This window comes from Arthrobacter sp. sptzw32, from assembly GCF_059089735.1.
The window spans coordinates 182,541-200,539 of record NZ_JBNHEZ010000005.1; the positions used below are offsets into that span (position 1 = coordinate 182,541).

A 17,999-nucleotide genomic window follows, 5' to 3' on the forward strand; every position below is an offset into this window, starting at 1 on the left:
ATCAGGGACTTCGTCCACTCGTTGGGCTGCTGCGGTCCTTCCTGCCGGGTAACGGACCCGGTGGGAAGGACCGCAGCAGGTTGTCAGCGGTGACGCTATTCGTCGTCGGCTTCCTCACCCGGACGGGAAGTCTGGGTGGCGAGGCTGTCCCAGAAGGAGGTGTCGGCGTCGGCAATGGATCCGTCCGCGATCGCGGCGGCGGTGGCGGTCAGGGTGGTGACCGTCTGCTTGATCAGGTAGCCGTTGCTGCGGAGCCCCAGGGCGTAGCCATCGAGGTAGTGGTCGGACATTCCGCGCATTTCAAAGAGCAGGGTGGCGATGTCGTATTCCACGGCGATGCCGTTGCGGCTGATGGTTTCGGCGCTGCCGCCCACGTACTTGCCGAGGTGTCCCCAGCCAGTGGAGTCGACGTTCTGGAAAACGACGGCGCCCAGCTGCTTGGACTTCTCGACGACTGCCGGATCGGCGTTCGGTGTGGTGGGGTACAGGATGGACCCGGACACCAGTTCGCCGTCGCGCTGGCTTCGGGTGCCCTGGTGGTGCAGGTCGATCATGTAGTCGATCTTGTGCTTGCGCATCACGTTGTTATGCAGCGCCTGGGTTTCCGGCTGGATTTTGGCTACATGGTCCCGGTTGAGGTCCACCTCTTCGGCGTTGTACCGCGTCATGTTGCGGTCACCTTTGGCCAGGTAGTCGTCCAGCGGGAAGTTCACGTCTCCCATGGCGCCGTCCGCGTTGAGCATCGGCACGATGAGGATGTTCACGCCGTCGAGAATGTCCCCGGACTTTCCGGTGCCCAGGTGCCTGACGAATTCCAGGGCGCCTTCGGTGGTGAGCTGTTCGTTGCCGTGCTGCTGCGTCAGGTACAGGATGGTGGGCTTGGCCGGGTCCGAGATGTATTTGACCAGGTGGATGTCCCGGCCTTTTACGGTCTGGCCGATGACCTCCAGTTCCATGGCCGGCTGGCGGGCGTCCTGGACTTTCAGGAAAGACACCATCTGGTCATAAGAGGCCAGCTTCGATGTGGTGATCTGGCCGTTGCCGTCGTAGTTGGGGCCTTCGCCCACGGCGAGGGCCGGGGCTGGTGCGGCCACAACGGCCAGGGCAAGGGCTCCCGTAACGGCCAGGGTCTTGAAGGTTGCCAGGGTTTTTTTCACGGTGCGGTACCTCTTTCGAGTGCTTTGGGTGTGACAGCCCGCCGTGTCACCCATCACAGGCTGTGACAGAAGCCAACCAACCTGAACGAACGGTGTCAATGGACATAACAGGAATGCGCAGCCAGTTATTACGTTTTGTAAGCGGACGCCGTCCAATCCTGTTCCGACACAATCCGAAGCGAACTTGCTCCCCGGGAGGCCGCTGGCTTTGAGTGGGAGGGAACCATCCGGAGCGGCCGAGAGACCTGGATCGTTGACGCCGCAGCAACCTCAAAGTGCAGGCCCGTCCTGCCTGCGAAGGTGCTACTGCCAGGACCGATGGAAGGAAATTTCAGCATGACCTTGAACACAGACCATATCCGCGTCACGCACGCAGGTTCCTTGCCCCGGACTCCTGAGCTGATCGCTGCCAATGCCGCACGCGAGGAAAACCCTGCCGACGTCGAGGGCTACAACGAACTCCTCACCGCTTCCGTGGTCGATTTGGTCCAGCGCCAGCAAAGCCTCGGCGTCGATATCCCTAACGACGGCGAGTACGGGCACGCCATGTCCGCTTCCGTTGACTACGGCGCCTGGTGGTCCTACTCCTTCGCGCGTATGGGCGGGCTGGAACTGGACAATGACGCCAAGTGGGCCGTTGAAGCGAAGGAATCGACGCCCGGCAACGTCCAGTTGACCGGCTTCCTCCACCGCCGGGACCGCGCCCTCTTTTCCGAGGCCTACAGCGATCCCACCAGCGGCATCTTCACGGGCGGCCCCAAGCCGTTCCCGAAGGTCACCGGACCACTCGTGTACACCGGACAGGACGCCGTCGCCTCCGACATCGCCAACCTGAAGGCCGGCCTTGCGGCTGCCGGACTCAAGGACGGCTTTGTAGCTGCCCTCTCCCCCGGCAGCGCCTCGCGCATCACCAACGAGTACTACGCCACGGAGGAGGAGTACATCTACGCCTGCGCCGATGCGCTCGGCGAAGAGTACAAAGCCATCGTCGACGCCGGCCTCATCCTGCAGATCGACGACCCCTCCATCGCCGAGAACTGGGACCAGATCAGCCCCGAGCCGAGCGTGGCGGACTATCTGAAGTTCACGCAGATCCGCGTCGAGGCGCTCAACTACGCCCTTCGCGGCCTCCCCGAGGAACAGGTCCGCTTCCACCTCTGCTGGGGGTCCTGGCACGGCCCGCACACTACGGACCTTCCCCTTGCGGACCTGGTGGACACCATGCTCCGGATCAACGCCGGCGGTTACTCGTTCGAGGCCGCGAACGTGCGCCACGAGCACGAGTGGCGCGTCTGGGAGGACACTGCGCTTCCCGAGGGCAAGGTCATCATCCCGGGCATCGTTTCCCACGCCACGAACGTAGTGGAGCATCCGGACCTCGTGGCCGACCGCATTGTTCGGTTCGCGGAAGTTGTGGGCCGGGAGAACGTGATCGCTTCCACCGACTGCGGCCTGGGTGGAAGGGTCCACCCGCAGATCGCCTTCGCCAAGCTGAAATCACTGGGTGAAGGCGCACGCCGCGCAACCAAGCGGCTTTGGTAAAAGTAAGTCAGACCGAACCCGCCGGTTCCGTGCCCCGTTCAGGACGGGTGCGCGGGACCGGCGTTTCGTTTTGCGGGGCTTGCTAAACTGGGAAAGGCCGACCAGGAATCGGTCCACCCCATTTCAACCACCGCGGATGTAGTGCGCCACCGTGCGCCCATTTTCCGTGGTGGCAGCAACACCAATCCCCGCAGGAGACCCAGCACTACATGACAGCCCTGGCACCCGAATCCTTTCATGACCAACTTCTGAGCCGCCGCTACGAACCCAATGTCGCAGCGGTCAACGAACTGTGCGATTCCCTTCAGGCGGCCAAGCCTGGCATGGCAGTGCCCTACGTGGACCCCATGCACGACGTCGATGAGTGCCGCATCATCAGCCTGTACTCGAACATCGGCGAGGCGGACAACTCCGGCTTCATCACTGCCGGGGACCACGATGCCGCTACCCGCATGCTCGGCATCCAGTGGAAGCTGGGCCTGCGGCCGGAGTTCGTGATGCCGTGGAACGTCCACCCGTGGCACATGCCCGGCGAGGCCAACGGCAAGTTCACCCCGGACCAGATCTCTGCCGGCCTCAAGCCGCTCCTGAAGTTCCTTGCGCTGGTTCCCCGCGCGTCCGTGATCGTGGCGCACGGCACCGAGGCCAACCGCCTGGCCAACCTGCTGCTGAAGACTGAAGTTCCGCTGCTCTGGCGCCGCGGCCTGAAGACGTACAAGGTGCGGTCCCTCAGCGGCCGTGCTTTCGCCGGTTCGCCGGCGCGACAGGAGGAGTACCTCGAGGACATGCGCGTCGCCTATGCGGACGCAATGGCGCGCACAGGCCTGGCGAAGGCGTAGCCCGGAGTTTCTGGAACGACGACGGCGGCCGGTCACCTTTTCGAAAGGTGACCGGCCGCCGTCGTCGTTTTGCTACCTGCCCTCGATGGCTGCCTTCGCCGTCGGGTCCGAGTCGTTGAGGAACTTTTCGATCCGTTCCGGCTCTTCCGCTTCGCCGATCGCGGCAGAGGCGCGGCCGAGGGAGTACAGCGCCCGCAGGAAACCACGGTTGGGTTCATGCTCCCAGGGAATGAGGCCAAGGCCCCGCCAGCCGTTGCGGCGCAGCGAGTCCAGGCCCCGGTGGTAGCCCACACGCGAGTAAGCGTAGGAATCGATGGTCCGCCCCTCAGCCCAGGCTTCTTCAGCCAGCACCGCCCACAGCAACGAGGACGTGGGGTGCCTGGCTACGAGGTCCAGGGCTTCCTGGCCGGCCTCCAGCTGCTGGTAGACCTCGGTCTCGGCAGGCAGGAGCGTGGGCTCGGGGCCCATCAGGTTTTTGCGGAACTCGTCGGACATTCCTAGAAGGTCTTTCCGGCCGAACCGAGCTGCTTGGTGGCCTCGACAACGCGGGCCGCCAGTCCGGCTTCTGCTGCTGCGCCCCAGACGCGGGGATCGTAGGTCTTCTTGTTGCCCACTTCGCCGTCGACCTTCAGGACGCCGTCGTAGTTGCGGAACATGTGGTCGGCCACCGGACGGGTGTAGGCGTACTGGGTGTCGGTGTCGATGTTCATCTTGATGGTGCCGTAGGAGACGGCGTCGGCGATTTCCTGGTCGGAGGAGCCGGAGCCGCCGTGGAACACGAGGTCGAACGGGCTGTCCTTGCCGATCTTGGCGCCCACCTGGGCCTGGATGTCCTTGAGGATCTCCGGGCGGAGCTTGACGCCGCCGGGCTTGTAGACGCCGTGGACGTTGCCGAAGGTCAGGGCGGTGATGTAGCGGCCGTTCTCGCCGGAGCCCAGTGCTTCTACGGTGGCGAGGGCGTCCTCGACGGTGGTGTAGAGCTTCTCGTTGATCTCGTTTTCGACGCCGTCCTCTTCACCGCCCACGGTGCCGATTTCGACCTCAAGGATCATCCTGGCGGCAGCGGTGCGCTCGAGCAGCTCGCGGGCAATGCGGAGGTTTTCCTGCAGGGTCTCGGCAGAGCCGTCCCACATGTGGGAGTTGAACAGCGGGTTGCGGCCGGCCTTGACCTCAGCCTCGGAAGCGGCGAGCAGGGGCAGCACGAACCCGTCCAGCTTGTCCTTGGGGCAGTGGTCCGTGTGCAGTGCGATGTTGACGTTGTAGTTCTTGGCAACTTCGCGGGCGAAAGCGGCAAAACCCAGGGAGCCGGCAACCATGTCCTTGGTGGATGCGCCGGACCAGTAGGCCGCACCGCCGGTGGAGACCTGGACGATGCCGTCGGACTCGGCCTCGGCGAAGCCGCGCAGGGCTGCGTTCAGCGTTTGGGAAGACGTCACGTTAACGGCGGGGAATGCGAAGCCGCCCGCCTTTGCGCGGTCGATCATTTCGGAGTAGATCTCTGGGGTTGCAATGGGCATGCTGACTCCTATGCTGAGGTTCGTCTGTGGGCTGGTAACCCTGGAGTACCGCTTACGGCTAGCACCATCCTAGTCATTCCGGCGCCGGGAGTGCTGTGGGTTACGTTCCGCTCCCGCACCCCGCCTGCCTCAAACGTGCTGGTTGAAGACGTGCCGCCGGATCCAGGCGTGCATGGCAATGGCCGCTGCCGACGCCGCGTTGATGGACCTGGTGGACCCGAACTGTTCAATGGACAGCGTGGCCAGCGCGGCCTCGTGGACTTCGGAGGTCAGCCCCGGGCCTTCCTGGCCGAATACCAGCACGCAGTCCTTCGGCAGTTCGTAGGTTTCCAGCGGCACCGAGTCCGGGAAGATGTCGATCCCTATGATGGCGAGCCCCTCCCCTTGCGCCCATGCCACGAAGTCCTCCACGGTGGCGTGGTGGCGGACGTGCTGGTAGCGGTCGGTGACCATTGCGCCGCGGCGGTTCCACCGCCGTCGGCCAATGATGTGCACTTCCTTGGCAAGGAAAGCATTCGCGGTGCGCACCACAGTGCCAATGTTAAGGTCGTGCTGCCAGTTTTCGATGGCCACGTGGAAGTTGTGGCGCCGGGAGTCCAGCTCCGCCACGATTGCCTCGTGTTTCCAGTAGCGGTACTTGTCCAGCACGTTGCGCCGGTCACCGTCAGCCAGGAGGTCGGGATCCCAGTGGTCGCCTTCCGGCAACTTGCCTTCCCAGGGCCCGACGCCGACTTCCGGCCTTTCGCCCGGAACTTCCCCGGCGGTGCCCTCCTTGGGCTGCTCCGGCTCAGGCTGGGGTTCGGACGTCATGCCGGGCTTCTGATTCACCCCTCAACACTAGACTGGACCTTTCGGGCTTTCATCACCGGCGGAGGTAGGGCATGGCAGAGGCGGACAAGGTCAAAGGAAACCCGGCGGTTCGCCGCAGCAGCCAGGACATTGAATGCTGGCTGACGGACATGGACGGTGTCCTGGTGCACGAAAACCAGGCAGTGCCCGGCGCGGCCGAGCTTATCCAGCGCTGGGTGGACACGTCCAAGCGCTTCCTGGTGCTGACGAACAACTCCATCTTCACGCCACGTGACCTCGCGGCCCGGCTGCGCGCCTCCGGCCTGGAGGTTCCCGAGGAGAACATCTGGACCTCAGCCCTGGCCACGGCCCAGTTTTTGAAGAACCAGGTGGAGGGTTCGGGCTCGGGCAACCGCGCGTACACCATCGGTGAAGCAGGACTGACGACGGCGCTGCACGAGGCAGGCTTCATCCTCACCGACCAGGACCCGGACTTCGTCGTGCTCGGCGAGACGCGCACATATTCCTTCGAGGCCATCACCACTGCCATCCGCCTCATCCTGGCCGGGGCCCGCTTCATCGCGACGAACCCTGACGCCACCGGGCCATCCAAGGACGGACCGCTGCCGGCCACCGGCGCCATCGCAGCGCTGATCACCAAGGCCACAGACCGGGAACCCTACATCGTGGGCAAGCCCAACCCCATGATGTTCCGCTCGGCCATGAACCAGATCGACGCCCACTCGGAAACCACCGCAATGATCGGCGACCGGATGGACACGGACATCGTTGCCGGCATGGAAGCCGGTCTGCACACCGTCCTGGTCCTGACCGGCATCACCCAGCGCGAAGAAATCGGTTCATATCCCTTCCGGCCCAACCAGGTACTGAACTCCGTAGCGGACCTGAAAAACCAGATCTAGCCCCGGCTAGAAGACAGACACCCGGGACCCGCCGCGCGGCAGCGGGAAGTTTTCGTCCAGGAGCCCGTCCAGGAGGGGCCGGTAGATGTTGGGGTTCCAGCCCGGGCTGGCGTGGGCCGGGGATGCGCCTTCGGTCTGAAGCCCGCTGGACACCATGTTTGCCTTGAAGGCCACCGCCCACGCCTCCACCGCTGTCTGGTAACGGACGGTGTGGTCCCGCGGATTGCCGATATACGCCATTTTGGCGCCGCCGATCCTGCCAGCAAACCGTGTGCCGTCAAAGTGGTAGATGTAGGCGGATTCGGACTGGACCAGCAGGCTTGACGGCGCGATCGGGGAGAGCTGCTCGAGCGTCTGGTCAAGGATCTGCCGCCAGGTCCGTTCGTCCTTGTGGATCACCCGCTCCCCCAGTTCGTACCCTCCCCGGAGGGCGGACGGGAACCGGAAACCCCGCTCGTAGAGGAAGACCACGCCGTCGAACCAGCTTTGGTCCAGGACGTCATGCTTGCTGTACGGGCTTGAGTCCAGCACGATGAATTCCACTTCGACGCCGTGGAGTTCCAGCAGCCGGGCAGCCACCTGGGTGGCGACCATTCCACCAAAACTGTGCCCGTAAAAGAACAGCCTGGTGAGCTTTTCGGCCCGGACGTGCTCGATCAACGCGATGACCACCTCGTCGATATCCAGGCCCAGGTTGGAGTAGCCGATGGCCGCGAGCCGGGCACGCTTGTTCAGCGTGCCCCGCAGCGTGTTCAAGATCCACTGCGCCTCCTCCCAGCTTGTTTTATAGCCCGGAAACAGGAACCAGCTGGCGTCCGGGTAGTAAACATCCGCGAAGTCATCAGCAACAGGAAGGACCCGGTTCACCTGGCGGGCGGACTGCACCTGGCGGGTAAGCAGCATGTCCGCGGCCAGCAGGCCTGACACGCCCGCTCCCGTCAGGAAGCCCCGGCGTGAAAACTGTTTGAGGGCAGCGGCTTCGTGCAGCAGCCGGGCTTCGGTCGCCGCGCGCCGGTCCTGCGGATGTACTTCCCCCTCATATGGCACACCCCTACCGTAGGCACAACGGAAGACACCGCCGCAAGGAGCCGCCGGTAACCTTTCAGTGACGCCGGATCAGCTGGCAGCCTGTCCTTCCGCGGCCGGGAACGGCGCCGCGGCTTCCTGCTGGCGGCGCAGCATCTCCTGGCCAATGTCGTCGTACCGGCCCAGCAGGTCCGCACCGGGGAACACGGCCGGGTTGTCCAGGAGGGTGAAGAGGGTGTCGCTGGCCAGCAGCAGTTCCTCATCCGAATAGTCCTGCAGCGCCAGGCCGCCCAGCACCTCCAGCCCGGGAAGTTCCAACAGCTGGATCTCTGCGTCACCGTGGAAAGCAGCCGAATGGCCAAGGACGTCAGTATCTCCGGCCCCTCCGGCAGAGAAACCGTCAAGGACGGTCAGTGGTTGCCCTGCAGAGGCAGGCAACTCCCCACCTGCGGGCGAGAAGTTAAGCGACACCCCGGCGCCGTAAAGGCCCGGCAGGCTGCTGGCGTCGATGGCGTTGAGGTCAAGGCGAAGGCCTGCGAGGGCAGATGACTCCACCATGGCGGCACGGGACAGTTCAACCCGGATGTGGGAACGGATCCCCATCCTCCTGATCCGGCGGATCATGTGGACAAGGCCGGGGCGGGAGTCCTGGTTCAAGCTCCCCCGGACATCAATGCGGACGATGTCACCGGGGACATCAAGGTTAACGAGGGGATCCAGTGCGCGGTCCATAGGTACTCCAAAAGAGGGTGTCTATGGCCGACGGCTCAACCTCGGTAAGCGTAACCTTCAGCACCGGCAGGCACAAGCCGTTCGTTACGCGGTCTGGTCCGCCTGGCGCTCCCCGGGTTCCTGGTAATGCGTCCGCGTACCGACTCCTCCAACGGAGTCCACCAGTGACTTGGCGATGTCCCGGAGCTTGGTGTTGCTGTTGCTGGAGGCCTCGGTGAGGATGCTTACCGCGGCCTCCTGGCTGCACCTGTTCTGTGCCATCACAATGCCAACGGCGATGTCGATGATGGTTCTGGATTCCAGGGTGGCCCGGAGGTTCGTGGCGCTGTCCGCGTGAAGCGAGAACCGTACCGCCAGCCGGAGCGCCTGCGAAATCTCCCTTGTGTAGTCCCTGGCCTTTGCGGTGGCACGTTCATCGAACTTGTTCGGGACATCGGAGTAGAGGTTCAGTGCCGCCTTGGCGTCACCCTGCAGGTTGAAAGGCAGCGAGAGGACTGACCGCAGACCGTGCGACGCCACCGCGGAGGCGTAGTCCGGTCCCCAGCGCTCTTCCGCGAACAGGTCCGGAACGTGGACTTCGCGGTCCTCTTTCGCTGCGGTCAGGCAAGGGCCCTGCGAAAGGGAGTACTGGATCTGGTCAATCTCGCGGGCCGAGTCGCTGCTCCAGCCGATCGTGGCCGCTTTCCGGTCCCGCAGCAGGGTGATGCCGCAGAGCGCATCATCGCCGTGGCCGGCCATCTGATGTGCGGAAAACCGCGCCAGTTCGTTCAGGAAGTCCTCGAAGTCAGCACTTTCCAGAATGAGATTCTGGATTCTGTCAGTGGTGCTCAACGGTTCTTCAGGGGGCAGCATCGTGCACGTTCTCCGTACGGGGTACTTGAGGGGATACCACATCATAGGGCAACCATGTACGCCGGACCAACAAGGCCCAGAACATGATTAGCAGCCGGGGCGCTTCCGCCCCGGCTGATTTTTGCCGCTACGGCTAGGAAAGCCCGAGCTCGTCCTTGCCGAACGCGAACAGGTAGGGAACGCCTGTCTCAGCTTCGATCTTCTCTTTGGCCCCGGTGTTCCGGTCAACGATGACGGCCACGGCCACCACATTGCCGCCGGCCTTCCGGATTCCCTCCACCGCGGTCAGCGCGGAACCGCCGGTAGTGGAGGTGTCCTCGAGCACCAGGACCTTCCGGCCCTCCACGGACGGGCCTTCCACCTGGCGGCCCATGCCGTAGGACTTTTGGGCCTTGCGGACGACGAATGCGTCAACGGTGCGGCCGGCGTCCACCGCAGCATGCATCACTGCCGTTCCCACGGGGTCGGCTCCCATGGTGAGTCCGCCTGCGCACTCAAAGTCGATCCCGGCGTCGTCCGCCAGCGCCAGCATCACCTGCCCCACAAGCCTGGAAGCCTCGTGGTGCAGGGTGATGCGGCGGAGATCGATGTAGTAGTCGGCCTCCGCTCCGCTGGACAGGGTGACCTTGCCGCGGACCACGGCGAGTTCCTTGATCAGTTCCAGCAGGCGGGCGCGGGCGGCTGCAGTATCCACTGCAGTGTCACTGGGGGAAGTCATGGACCCCAGTTTAGTGGCGGCGGGCCGGTGTGGGTGCTTGAGGCTTGGCGACCCCGCTGGCTAGGGTGGACCACATGCGCGAACTCCAGGCCAGGATCATTGAAGAAATGGGCGTCCAGCCCCGGATCGACCCCGCCGGGGAGGTGCGCAAGCGCGTCACATTCCTCAAGGACTACCTGAAAGCCACCCACACCAAGGGCTTTGTCCTGGGGATCTCCGGCGGCCTGGATTCGTCCCTCGCAGGAAAGCTGGCCCAACTGGCCGTAGAGGAACTTGTTGCCGAAGGCGTGGAAGCAAACTTCGTGGCCGTGCGGCTGCCTTACGGCATCCAGCACGACGAGGAGGACGCCCAGGCCGCCCTGGACTTCATCCGGCCCAAGACCGAGTGGACCTTCAATATCTCAGCCGCGGTGGACGGCTTCGAGGACGAGTTCGAGAAGACGGTGGGCTCGGAAATCTCCGACTTCCACAAGGGCAACACCAAGGCCCGCACCCGCATGATCGCCCAGTACGCCCTGGCCGGAGAGCACAATTATCTGGTCCTGGGCACGGACCACGGCGCCGAGTCCGTCACCGGCTTCTTCACCAAATATGGCGATGGCGGTGCGGACATCCTCCCGCTGTTTGGACTGAATAAACGGCAGAACCGCGCGCTGCTGGCCGAGCTCGGCGCGCCGGCCCGGGTCTGGGAAAAGGTACCGACGGCGGACCTGCTGGACAACAAACCGGGCCGCACGGACGAGGATGAGCTGGGCCTCACCTACGACCAGATCGACGATTACCTGGAGGGCCGTGACGTTCCCGGATCCGTGGCTGAGCTGATCGAAGAGAAGTACCTGCGGACCCGGCACAAGCGCACCGTGCCCGTCACCATTTTTGATACCTGGTGGAAGCACCAGGGCCCGGAGGAGCCCCGCGCCGGACTGTAAGCCGGCCGGGCAAGGTCACCCAGCTCCTACCCAACGCGGGAAAGCACGACGGCGCGCCGCACCGAAAAGGGCGGCGCGCCGTCGTCGTCGTTTTCTGGCACAGCCCGGGGAGGCTCAGCGGCGGCCCCCGCCTTTGCGGTCCCCACCCAGCTGCTGGGTGATCCGGTGCGCCTCAGCCATCAGGAGGTTGCCCAGCTCTTCCTGCCGCTCAGGCCTGAAGCGAGGCTCGATGCCGGTCAGTGAGAGCGCCCAGCCGGGCTTGCCCGATCCGTCGAAGACCGCGGCGCCCATCCCCCAACTGCCCTCCAGCACCAGCCCGGGATTCACAGAGTAGCCAACCTGCCTGGTCCTGGCGAGGTTGGCCCGGACCAGCTCTTCGGTGTGCGCCCCGGCGAAAGCACCCGCGTGCTCCGCCCAGCCGCGCAGCAGCTCTTCCTGCTCGGCCTCGGGCAGGAAAGCCATGATCGCAGTCCCTGCTGAGGCAACACCCAGCGGGAAGCGGACGCCCTCGTGCAGGACAAAGGACCGGACCGGAAAGCTTCCCTCCTCCCGCAGCAGGCAGACCGTCTCCGAACCCCGGCGGATGGAGAAGAACGCACTTTCCCCGGTGGCCTCGGCAAGCCTGCGCAGGCTCGGCCGGGCAATATCCTCAATCGGAAAGCGCGCAGCGGCCACCGACCCCATCAAAAGCATTTCCGGGCCCAGGACCCAATTGCCGCTGCCGGCGTCGTGGTCCAGCAATCCCTCCGAGGCCAGGGACGAGATCAGCCGGTGCACGGTGGGCCGGGTAAGCCCGGATTCCACTACCAGGGCGGACAGCGGCAGCCCTTCGGCACTGCGTCCCACGAGCCGCAGCAGTCCGGCGATCCTGCTGACCACCTGGGCACCCTGCACGGGAGAATTAGGCATTTCGCTCCTCGGTTGTCCACATTATGAACTCCGCTGATCCTACCGTCCACACTGTAAAACGGCGGTATATACGGTCCCTGGCAAGGCTTGACAGCCCTTCTCCGCCGCCCGTAATGTGCACTTCCAAACCCCGCGTCCACAAAATGGACCATCAATGCGGGATTCTCAACGAGGAGGCTCCATGCCCAAACTTCAGCCATCTGCCGCGGCAGCTCTGGAAGGAGCGTTGCAGGACGGCATCACGCTGGCCGTGGGCGGATTCGGCCTCAGCGGCATTCCAGCGGACCTGATTGAAGCCGTCCGTGACTCCGGGGTGCAGAACCTCACAGTGGTCTCGAACAACATGGGCGTCGACGGCAAAGGCCTGGGCATCCTGATCGAAGCAGGCCAAGTGCGCAAGGTAATTGCCAGCTACGTCGGAGAGAACAAGCTTTTCGCCGAGCAGTACCTTGCCGGCAAGCTGGAGGTGGAGTTCACCCCGCAGGGCACGCTTGCTGAGCGGCTCCGCGCCGGAGGCGCCGGCATACCGGCCTTCTACACCAAAACCGGTGTGGGAACCCTGGTTGCCGAAGGCAAGCCGCACGAGGTGTTCGACGGCGAAACATACGTCCGCGAGCGCGCCATCCGGGCCGACGTCGCACTGGTCCACGCCCACACCGCTGACACCGACGGCAACCTGATCTACCGCTTCACCGCCCGGAACTTCAACCCGGTAGTTGCAACGGCCGGCCGGCTGACCATCGCCGAAGCCGAGGTGATCATGGAGCCGGGCCAACTGGATCCGAACCACATCGTCACACCGGGAGTGTTTGTCCAACGCCTGGTTCAGGCAAAGGACCGGATCAAGGACATTGAGCAGCGGACCGTCCGGCCCGCCGCCTCCCGCGAAGCCGAAACCGTACCGGCCTAACCACCACAAACCCGAGGAGCACCCCATGGCCTGGACCAGGGATGAGATGGCTGCGATCGCGGCCGAAGAATTGAATGACGGAGACTACGTAAACCTGGGAATCGGAATCCCCACCCTGGTGGCCAACAACCTGCCCGCCGGCGTCCGGGTTGTCCTGCAAAGCGAGAACGGCCTTCTGGGCATGGGGCCGTTCCCCTTCGAGGGCGAGGAGGACGCCGACCTCATCAATGCCGGCAAGCAGACGGTCACGGTGCTGCCCGGCGGAAGCATCTTCGACTCCGCAACCTCTTTCGGCATGATCCGCGGCGGGCACGTCAAAGTGGCAATCCTGGGAGCCATGCAGGTCTCCGGCAGCGGCGACCTCGCCAACTGGACCATCCCCGGCAAGATGGTCAAGGGCATGGGCGGCGCCATGGACCTCGTGGCCGGAACCCCGCGCGTGGTGGTCCTCACCGAGCACAATGCCAAGGACGGCAGCGCCAAGATCGTGCGGGAATGCACCCTTCCCCTTACCGGCCTTGCGGTGGTGGACCGTATCATCAGCGACCTCGCCGTCTTCGACCTGGTCAAAAGTGGAAGTAAAGCAGGCGGCGGGCGCCAACTTACCCTTACCCGCCTCGCCCCAGGGGTCACCGTGGAGGAGGTCCGCGCGAAGACGGAGGCCGAGTTCGCTGTTGCCCTTGAAGGGCAGGAACCGGCAGCGTCTGCCCTGGAAGGGGCACCGGCTTGAGCCTGCGGAGCGGTTCGGGAAGGATGTCCTGCTGACCGGCTGGGGACACAGCCGGTTCGGCAAGCTGGCGGAGGAAACCCTGGTGTATAGCGGCCGCTGCGCTGGTCAGCCCCCGCCGCGAAGCACGGCCGCGATCTCCGTAAAGCCCAAACGTTCGGCATTCTGCAAAGCCGTCCGCCCTTCCGGATCCGCGATGTTGGGATCGGCGCCTGCCGCCAAAAGCAGGCGCACCACTTCCTGGTGCCTGGGCCCGCCGTTGTTCAGCAGGATGGCTTCCTGCATGGCCGTCCAACCCAGGTTGTTGACGTGGTTGACGGGCACGCCGGCGTCGATCAGAATCTGCACCGTCTCCACGTGGCCGTGTTCGCTGGCCGGGATCAGGGCCGTTCCGCCGTACCGGTTGGTGCTGGAGACGTCTGCTCCCGCGGCCAGGGTCAGCCGAAGGACCTCGTTGAATCCTTCAGCGCCCGCGTAGAGGAACGCAGAATCCTCGATGGCGTCCTTGGCGTTCACGTTGCCCCCACGGGCGATCAGTTCTTTGACCAACGGAGCGTTGTTGGCCTTGGCCGCGGCTATCAGCTCCTGGTCGAGTTGTGCCTGCGCCTCGGCGGAGAGCGCGGGCGCCGTGGTTTCCGGTACCGGCTGCGCGGGGGAAGACGCCGGTGATGCCGGGCCCGTGGACTCCTGGGCGTCCGGGCTGGCCTGGACCGACGCTGGAGGAGACGCCGGCTGGCGCTCCCTCTGGCCCTCCGGAGGCGCCTGGCAGGCTGTCATTGGCACCGCCAAGGAGAGGACCAGAAGCAGAGCCCCGAACCATTTCATGCGCTTAGCCTACTGAGGGGCACCGGCACCTGTAATGGCATCCGCCCCGGCTGCAGCACAGGCCTCATCAAGTGCACCGTCCGGCGCCCCGCCGACGCCGATGCCCGCCACCGACACCCCGTTCACCTTCAGCGGAACGCCACCGGCCAGGAAGAGAGTGCCCGGGAGGTCCGCAATGCTGGGGCCTGTTCCGTTGATCCGCTTGGCCAGTTCGCTGGTTGGAGTGCCAAAGGCGGCGGCGGTGTAGGCCTTCTGCCGGGCGGCTTCAATGGTGTGCTCGGCTGCATTGTCACCACGCAGGAGCGCCTGCACTGTCCCGAAGCGGTCCACCAGCGCCACCGTGACGAACGGCAGTTTGTCCGCCTGGCACTTGGCCAGCGCTGCCTGCACTGCCTTGGTCGAGGCGCCGACCGAGATGCGGTTCTGCTGCACCACATTCTCCGGCACGGGCTGGATATCGGCCGCAGGGACGGCGGTTGGAGCCGAACCGGCATTTGCGGCAGCCGTTGCACCGGCAGTGAGGGTAAGCGCGCCGGCTGCTGCGGCGGCGAGGACTTTCGTGAACTTCTTCATGGATTTTCCTTTGTTCGGAGCCCTAAACGGCGTTTGGAGCGGCTACGGTCCAATCCTTCCGGGACTCGGCGTTCCTGCCATCGGGCCTTTGGTGCAGGCGGTGTGCTACGAAAAGCCAGCTGTATCAGCCAAAAGGCTGAGGGACGGAGCCGGGAGGGGGCCATAACATTGACAGGTAGCACTCCCCCACCGGAACCGGATCTCCATGCCTGCCCAAGCCAACGCCGCCCCAGCCGCATCTGCCGGTGACCCGACAGCTGCCGGCGGTACCGCCCCGGACAGGCCGCACCAGCTGCAGGGGCCGGGCGACAATAAGACGGCCGCGGCCCTGAACAGTACCGGCGCCCGCTTCGGCACGATCGACGCAGCAGTGCACCTTGGCTTTGCTGTACTGCTGGTGGCCTCTCTGGTCCGTTATCTGATGCGGCACAGCCCCGCGGACAATGTCCTGGTTCTTGGCCTTGCTGCAGCCGCCTGCCTGCTGTACTTCGTCGTCGCCATCCTTGCATCCCGCGGCAGGCCGGGAGCGCCCTTGGTGTTCGCGTTGGCGGCAGTGTGGGCGGTCCTGGTCATCGCAGCCCCGAGCTTTGCCTGGTGCTCGTTCGCGCTCTTCTTCCTCTGCCGCAGTGCGCTGAGCGGCGCGGCCGCCTATGCAGCGGCTGGAGTTACCGCCGCAGCTACCGCTGCAGGGCTGTTCCGCTTGAGCAGCGGCACTGACCTGGCAATGCTCCTCGGCCCGCTCGCCGTCGGCCTGATGCTGACCTTGATCTACGACAGGATCCAGCACGACGCCGAGGAACAGCGCCGCCTGCATGCGGACATCTCCCTCGCCCAGGGACAGCTCGCAGCCAGTGAGCGCCGGGCCGGCACCATTGCCGAACGGGAGCGTGTGAGCCGGGAAATCCACGACACCGTGACCCAGGGCCTGGCCAGCAGCCTGCTCCTGCTGGAAGCGGCCGGCAGGGCGTGGCCAAGTCCTTTGGCCCAAGCGGAGCTCGGGCAGGCCACCGCCCTGCTGCGCGGCAGCCTGTCCGAAACCCGCAGCCTGGTCCATGAACTTGCCTCCCCTGGACTGGACACGTCCCCCCTGCCTGAGGCCTTGCTGTTCGCGGCCAGGCAGTATGTTCCGGACGCCAGGCTCCTGGTCACCGGTGAGCCGCGCCCGGTGCCGCCGGAAGTCCGCCACGCGCTGCTGCGGGTAGTCCAAAGCGCGGCGTCCAACATCAAGCTCCATGCAGGCGCAGCCACCGGCACAGTGACCCTTGGCTACCTTCCGGACGCTGTCACCCTTGATGTTTACGACGACGGCGGTGGCTTCGATCCGGAGGCGGCAGCACCGCCGTCGGACGCCGGAGGGTACGGACTCCGGGCCATGCGGCAGCGGGTGGAGCAGTTGGGCGGCATATTTTCAGTGGAAAGCGCCCCTGGCGAAGGGACCGTCGTGGCAGCCCAGCTCCCGGCGCCGGATGTGCCTTTCGACCCCGCTGCGCCGGAAGAGCCTGCATGAGCGCCATAACGGTGCTGCTGGTGGACGACCACCTGGTGGTGCGAAGCGGACTGCGGGCACTGTTGGCCACGCAACCTGACATCGCCGTCGTCGCCGAAGCGGCCTCCGGAGAGGAAGCCCTGCAACGGCTGGAACAGGACGCCGTCGCGGTAGTGGTCATGGACCTGGCCATGGGCCCGGGGATGGACGGGATCGAGGCAATCCGGTTTATCCGCGAGCGCAACCGAAGCCAGGCCATCCTGGTTTTCACCACGTACGACTCTGATGCGGACATTGTGCGGGCCGTGGACGCTGGCGCCATGGGATATCTCCTGAAGGACGCCGCACCTGATGAGATCTTCGCGGCCATTCGCGGGGCAGTTCAAGGCAAAAGCGTGATGAGTGCTCCGGTCGCGTCCCGGCTTTTCCAGCAGCTGCGGAACCCTGACGAGATTCTCACTCCGCGTGAAGCGGAACTGCTCAGCCTCCTCACGCAAGGACTCAGCAACCGGGAACTTGGGCAACGGCTGTTCATCTCCGAGGCCACGGTCAAGACGCACCTGGCCCACATCTACGCCAAGCTCGGAGTGGATACCAGGGCCGCTGCCATTGCCACAGCGATCCGCCGCGAGGGCATGCGCTGAGAACACTTTATTGCCGCTACCCTTGCACGGATGGCGTACGCCCCGTACGTTGGGGACTGCGGGGGACGTTCTCCGCGCACCTCGGGCCGATGGCCCGGGGAGAGAATCAGAGTCACACGAAGGAATGCAGCCATGGCAACAGGCACAGTTAAATGGTTCAACGCCGAAAAGGGTTTTGGCTTCATTGCCCCCGATGACGGGTCCGCTGACGTTTTCGCCCACTACTCCGCAATCGCCAGCAGCGGATACCGCTCACTCGATGAGAACCAGAAGGTTGAATTCGATGTGACCCAGGGTCCCAAGGGCCCGCAGGCGGAAAACATCCGCCCGCTCTAAGGCTTCGGCTTTCCTCCCGCTTCCGCAGGAGGGACCCGCCACGACGGCGGCCCCACCAACAGATGTTGGAGGGGCCGCTGTTTTATATTCAGTTCGTCCCTCCCCGCCGGCTCGCTCCCCGTGCACGCTTTTGGCCTCCCTTTCCCGGCCGATGCTGGGATAATTGCGTTATGACCGGACAACGCCCGGACAACGTCCCCGGCAACGATGGAGAAAAGGATCCGTGGGAGGAGTTCGACACGCTTCCGCCTCCCGTGCCGGACCGCGTTCCCGGGCAGCCCGGTGGTGAACCCTATGGTTTCGGTTTCCGGACCGGCGTCCGCAGCGCGCGGGTGGCCGTGGGGTTTGCCGTTTACACTCTGGTACTTGGGACCGTGCTGGCGCTGGCAGGATGCGTTGTTTTTGTGGCCGAGGAACAGTGGCTGCTAGTGGCACTGATGATCCTTATCGAAGCGGTCTTCATCTTCGCCTTCACCCGCCTCGTCGCCCAGGCCCGTACCCGCTCTCCCCGCAACCCGCGCTTGCGTAACCGTTACCCGGAAAAACCTGCTTGACCTTGACGCTG

General features: G+C 64.8%; 21 protein-coding genes. 10 read left to right on the forward strand and 11 right to left on the reverse strand.

Annotation, left to right across the window (positions count from 1 at the left end; translation table 11 throughout):
- Positions 1-95: 95 nt before the first annotated feature.
- On the reverse strand, positions 96-1,157 hold the full coding sequence (locus tag AC5RVN_RS11625) for a M14 family zinc carboxypeptidase (RefSeq protein WP_494138028.1): 1,062 nt from the start codon (positions 1,155-1,157) through the stop codon (positions 96-98).
- Positions 1,158-1,493: 336 nt separating this feature from the next.
- Between AC5RVN_RS11625 and AC5RVN_RS11630 the strand changes: the two genes are divergently transcribed.
- Both AC5RVN_RS11630 and AC5RVN_RS11635 read left to right on the forward strand, forming a co-directional pair.
- Positions 1,494-2,699: a cobalamin-independent methionine synthase II family protein gene (locus tag AC5RVN_RS11630; RefSeq protein WP_494138029.1), complete on the forward strand. Its 1,206-nt coding sequence runs from the start codon at positions 1,494-1,496 to the stop codon at positions 2,697-2,699.
- 209 nt (positions 2,700-2,908) lie between these two features.
- On the forward strand, positions 2,909-3,538 hold the full coding sequence (locus AC5RVN_RS11635) for a uracil-DNA glycosylase family protein (protein WP_494040629.1): 630 nt from the start codon (positions 2,909-2,911) through the stop codon (positions 3,536-3,538).
- A 72-nt stretch (positions 3,539-3,610) separates the two neighbouring features.
- On the opposite strand, the gene AC5RVN_RS11640 is transcribed toward AC5RVN_RS11635, so the two are convergent.
- From AC5RVN_RS11640 to AC5RVN_RS11650, 3 genes are all read right to left on the reverse strand, one after another.
- Positions 3,611-4,033 carry a DUF3151 domain-containing protein gene (locus AC5RVN_RS11640; protein ID WP_494138030.1) on the reverse strand — a complete coding sequence of 141 codons (423 nt, stop codon included), beginning with the start codon at positions 4,031-4,033 and terminating at the stop codon, positions 3,611-3,613.
- Between the two features lie 2 nt (positions 4,034-4,035).
- Positions 4,036-5,055: a class II fructose-bisphosphate aldolase gene (gene fbaA, locus AC5RVN_RS11645; RefSeq protein ID WP_494105990.1), complete on the reverse strand. Its 1,020-nt coding sequence runs from the start codon at positions 5,053-5,055 to the stop codon at positions 4,036-4,038.
- Positions 5,056-5,184: 129 nt separating this feature from the next.
- On the reverse strand, positions 5,185-5,865 hold the full coding sequence (locus AC5RVN_RS11650; RefSeq protein ID WP_494138031.1) for a TrmH family RNA methyltransferase: 681 nt from the start codon (positions 5,863-5,865) through the stop codon (positions 5,185-5,187).
- 71 nt (positions 5,866-5,936) lie between these two features.
- On the opposite strand from AC5RVN_RS11650, the gene AC5RVN_RS11655 reads away from it, so the two are divergent.
- Positions 5,937-6,767 (forward strand): HAD-IIA family hydrolase, encoded by an 831-nt coding sequence (locus tag AC5RVN_RS11655; RefSeq protein ID WP_494040625.1) that lies wholly within the window; start codon positions 5,937-5,939, stop codon positions 6,765-6,767.
- A gap of 6 nt (positions 6,768-6,773) precedes the next feature.
- On the opposite strand, the gene AC5RVN_RS11660 is transcribed toward AC5RVN_RS11655, so the two are convergent.
- The 4 genes from AC5RVN_RS11660 to pyrE all read right to left on the reverse strand — a co-directional run bounded on the left by AC5RVN_RS11660 (position 6,774) and on the right by pyrE (position 10,095).
- Positions 6,774-7,814 carry an alpha/beta fold hydrolase gene (locus tag AC5RVN_RS11660; protein WP_494138032.1) on the reverse strand — a complete coding sequence of 347 codons (1,041 nt, stop codon included), beginning with the start codon at positions 7,812-7,814 and terminating at the stop codon, positions 6,774-6,776.
- A gap of 69 nt (positions 7,815-7,883) precedes the next feature.
- Complete coding sequence (locus AC5RVN_RS11665; protein ID WP_494040623.1) at positions 7,884-8,525, reverse strand: hypothetical protein; 642 nt, start codon at positions 8,523-8,525, stop codon at positions 7,884-7,886.
- A gap of 84 nt (positions 8,526-8,609) precedes the next feature.
- Positions 8,610-9,377 carry a GAF and ANTAR domain-containing protein gene (locus AC5RVN_RS11670; RefSeq protein WP_494040622.1) on the reverse strand — a complete coding sequence of 256 codons (768 nt, stop codon included), beginning with the start codon at positions 9,375-9,377 and terminating at the stop codon, positions 8,610-8,612.
- 133 nt (positions 9,378-9,510) lie between these two features.
- Positions 9,511-10,095 carry an orotate phosphoribosyltransferase gene (gene pyrE / locus AC5RVN_RS11675; RefSeq protein ID WP_494040621.1) on the reverse strand — a complete coding sequence of 195 codons (585 nt, stop codon included), beginning with the start codon at positions 10,093-10,095 and terminating at the stop codon, positions 9,511-9,513.
- 74 nt (positions 10,096-10,169) lie between these two features.
- Between pyrE and nadE the strand changes: the two genes are divergently transcribed.
- A complete protein-coding gene (nadE, locus tag AC5RVN_RS11680; RefSeq protein ID WP_494138033.1) occupies positions 10,170-11,024 on the forward strand; it encodes an NAD(+) synthase in 855 nt (284 codons plus the stop codon).
- A gap of 114 nt (positions 11,025-11,138) precedes the next feature.
- Here the strand turns inward: nadE and AC5RVN_RS11685 are convergent, their stop codons facing one another.
- Positions 11,139-11,933 carry an IclR family transcriptional regulator gene (locus AC5RVN_RS11685; RefSeq protein WP_494138034.1) on the reverse strand — a complete coding sequence of 265 codons (795 nt, stop codon included), beginning with the start codon at positions 11,931-11,933 and terminating at the stop codon, positions 11,139-11,141.
- A gap of 181 nt (positions 11,934-12,114) precedes the next feature.
- On the opposite strand from AC5RVN_RS11685, the gene AC5RVN_RS11690 reads away from it, so the two are divergent.
- Entirely contained in the window at positions 12,115-12,843 is a 729-nt protein-coding gene (locus tag AC5RVN_RS11690; RefSeq protein WP_494138035.1) for a CoA transferase subunit A, read from the forward strand.
- Between the two features lie 25 nt (positions 12,844-12,868).
- Positions 12,869-13,573 carry a 3-oxoacid CoA-transferase subunit B gene (locus AC5RVN_RS11695; protein WP_494040617.1) on the forward strand — a complete coding sequence of 235 codons (705 nt, stop codon included), beginning with the start codon at positions 12,869-12,871 and terminating at the stop codon, positions 13,571-13,573.
- A gap of 105 nt (positions 13,574-13,678) precedes the next feature.
- Here AC5RVN_RS11695 and AC5RVN_RS11700 read toward each other — a convergent pair whose 3' ends face one another.
- Together AC5RVN_RS11700 and AC5RVN_RS11705 are read right to left on the reverse strand one after the other, a co-directional pair.
- Entirely contained in the window at positions 13,679-14,395 is a 717-nt protein-coding gene (locus tag AC5RVN_RS11700; protein ID WP_494040616.1) for an ankyrin repeat domain-containing protein, read from the reverse strand.
- A gap of 9 nt (positions 14,396-14,404) precedes the next feature.
- A complete protein-coding gene (locus AC5RVN_RS11705; RefSeq protein WP_494040615.1) occupies positions 14,405-14,968 on the reverse strand; it encodes a GlcG/HbpS family heme-binding protein in 564 nt (187 codons plus the stop codon).
- A gap of 205 nt (positions 14,969-15,173) precedes the next feature.
- On the opposite strand from AC5RVN_RS11705, the gene AC5RVN_RS11710 reads away from it, so the two are divergent.
- The 4 genes from AC5RVN_RS11710 (at position 15,174) to AC5RVN_RS11725 (ending at position 17,988) form a co-directional block, all read left to right on the forward strand.
- A complete protein-coding gene (locus AC5RVN_RS11710; RefSeq protein WP_494040614.1) occupies positions 15,174-16,475 on the forward strand; it encodes a sensor histidine kinase in 1,302 nt (433 codons plus the stop codon).
- A complete protein-coding gene (locus AC5RVN_RS11715) occupies positions 16,472-17,098 on the forward strand; it encodes a response regulator (protein ID WP_494040613.1) in 627 nt (208 codons plus the stop codon). Before AC5RVN_RS11710 ends, AC5RVN_RS11715 begins: the two co-directional genes overlap by 4 nt.
- 132 nt (positions 17,099-17,230) lie before the next feature.
- A complete protein-coding gene (locus AC5RVN_RS11720; protein ID WP_013599688.1) occupies positions 17,231-17,434 on the forward strand; it encodes a cold-shock protein in 204 nt (67 codons plus the stop codon).
- A gap of 170 nt (positions 17,435-17,604) precedes the next feature.
- Entirely contained in the window at positions 17,605-17,988 is a 384-nt protein-coding gene (locus AC5RVN_RS11725) for a hypothetical protein (RefSeq protein WP_494040612.1), read from the forward strand.
- Positions 17,989-17,999 lie beyond the last annotated feature (11 nt).

Bases quoted from the DNA above. Each gene is read 5' to 3' on its own strand.
- pyrE (WP_494040621.1), bottom strand. From the start codon at position 10,095: ATGACTTCCCCCAGTGACACTGCAGTGGATACTGCAGCCGCCCGCGCC.
- nadE (WP_494138033.1), top strand. From the start codon at position 10,170: ATGCGCGAACTCCAGGCCAGGATCATTGAAGAAATGGGCGTCCAGCCC.
- AC5RVN_RS11665 (WP_494040623.1), bottom strand. From the start codon at position 8,525: ATGGACCGCGCACTGGATCCCCTCGTTAACCTTGATGTCCCCGGTGAC.
- AC5RVN_RS11635 (WP_494040629.1), top strand. From the start codon at position 2,909: ATGACAGCCCTGGCACCCGAATCCTTTCATGACCAACTTCTGAGCCGC.
- AC5RVN_RS11690 (WP_494138035.1), top strand. From the start codon at position 12,115: ATGCCCAAACTTCAGCCATCTGCCGCGGCAGCTCTGGAAGGAGCGTTG.
- AC5RVN_RS11630 (WP_494138029.1), top strand. From the start codon at position 1,494: ATGACCTTGAACACAGACCATATCCGCGTCACGCACGCAGGTTCCTTG.
- AC5RVN_RS11650 (WP_494138031.1), bottom strand. From the start codon at position 5,865: ATGACGTCCGAACCCCAGCCTGAGCCGGAGCAGCCCAAGGAGGGCACC.
- AC5RVN_RS11705 (WP_494040615.1), bottom strand. From the start codon at position 14,968: ATGAAGAAGTTCACGAAAGTCCTCGCCGCCGCAGCAGCCGGCGCGCTT.
- AC5RVN_RS11715 (WP_494040613.1), top strand. From the start codon at position 16,472: ATGAGCGCCATAACGGTGCTGCTGGTGGACGACCACCTGGTGGTGCGA.
- AC5RVN_RS11670 (WP_494040622.1), bottom strand. From the start codon at position 9,377: ATGCTGCCCCCTGAAGAACCGTTGAGCACCACTGACAGAATCCAGAAT.
- AC5RVN_RS11640 (WP_494138030.1), bottom strand. From the start codon at position 4,033: ATGTCCGACGAGTTCCGCAAAAACCTGATGGGCCCCGAGCCCACGCTC.
- AC5RVN_RS11720 (WP_013599688.1), top strand. From the start codon at position 17,231: ATGGCAACAGGCACAGTTAAATGGTTCAACGCCGAAAAGGGTTTTGGC.
- AC5RVN_RS11685 (WP_494138034.1), bottom strand. From the start codon at position 11,933: ATGCCTAATTCTCCCGTGCAGGGTGCCCAGGTGGTCAGCAGGATCGCC.
- AC5RVN_RS11695 (WP_494040617.1), top strand. From the start codon at position 12,869: ATGGCCTGGACCAGGGATGAGATGGCTGCGATCGCGGCCGAAGAATTG.
- AC5RVN_RS11725 (WP_494040612.1), top strand. From the start codon at position 17,605: ATGACCGGACAACGCCCGGACAACGTCCCCGGCAACGATGGAGAAAAG.
- AC5RVN_RS11700 (WP_494040616.1), bottom strand. From the start codon at position 14,395: ATGAAATGGTTCGGGGCTCTGCTTCTGGTCCTCTCCTTGGCGGTGCCA.
- fbaA (WP_494105990.1), bottom strand. From the start codon at position 5,055: ATGCCCATTGCAACCCCAGAGATCTACTCCGAAATGATCGACCGCGCA.
- AC5RVN_RS11655 (WP_494040625.1), top strand. From the start codon at position 5,937: ATGGCAGAGGCGGACAAGGTCAAAGGAAACCCGGCGGTTCGCCGCAGC.
- AC5RVN_RS11710 (WP_494040614.1), top strand. From the start codon at position 15,174: ATGCCTGCCCAAGCCAACGCCGCCCCAGCCGCATCTGCCGGTGACCCG.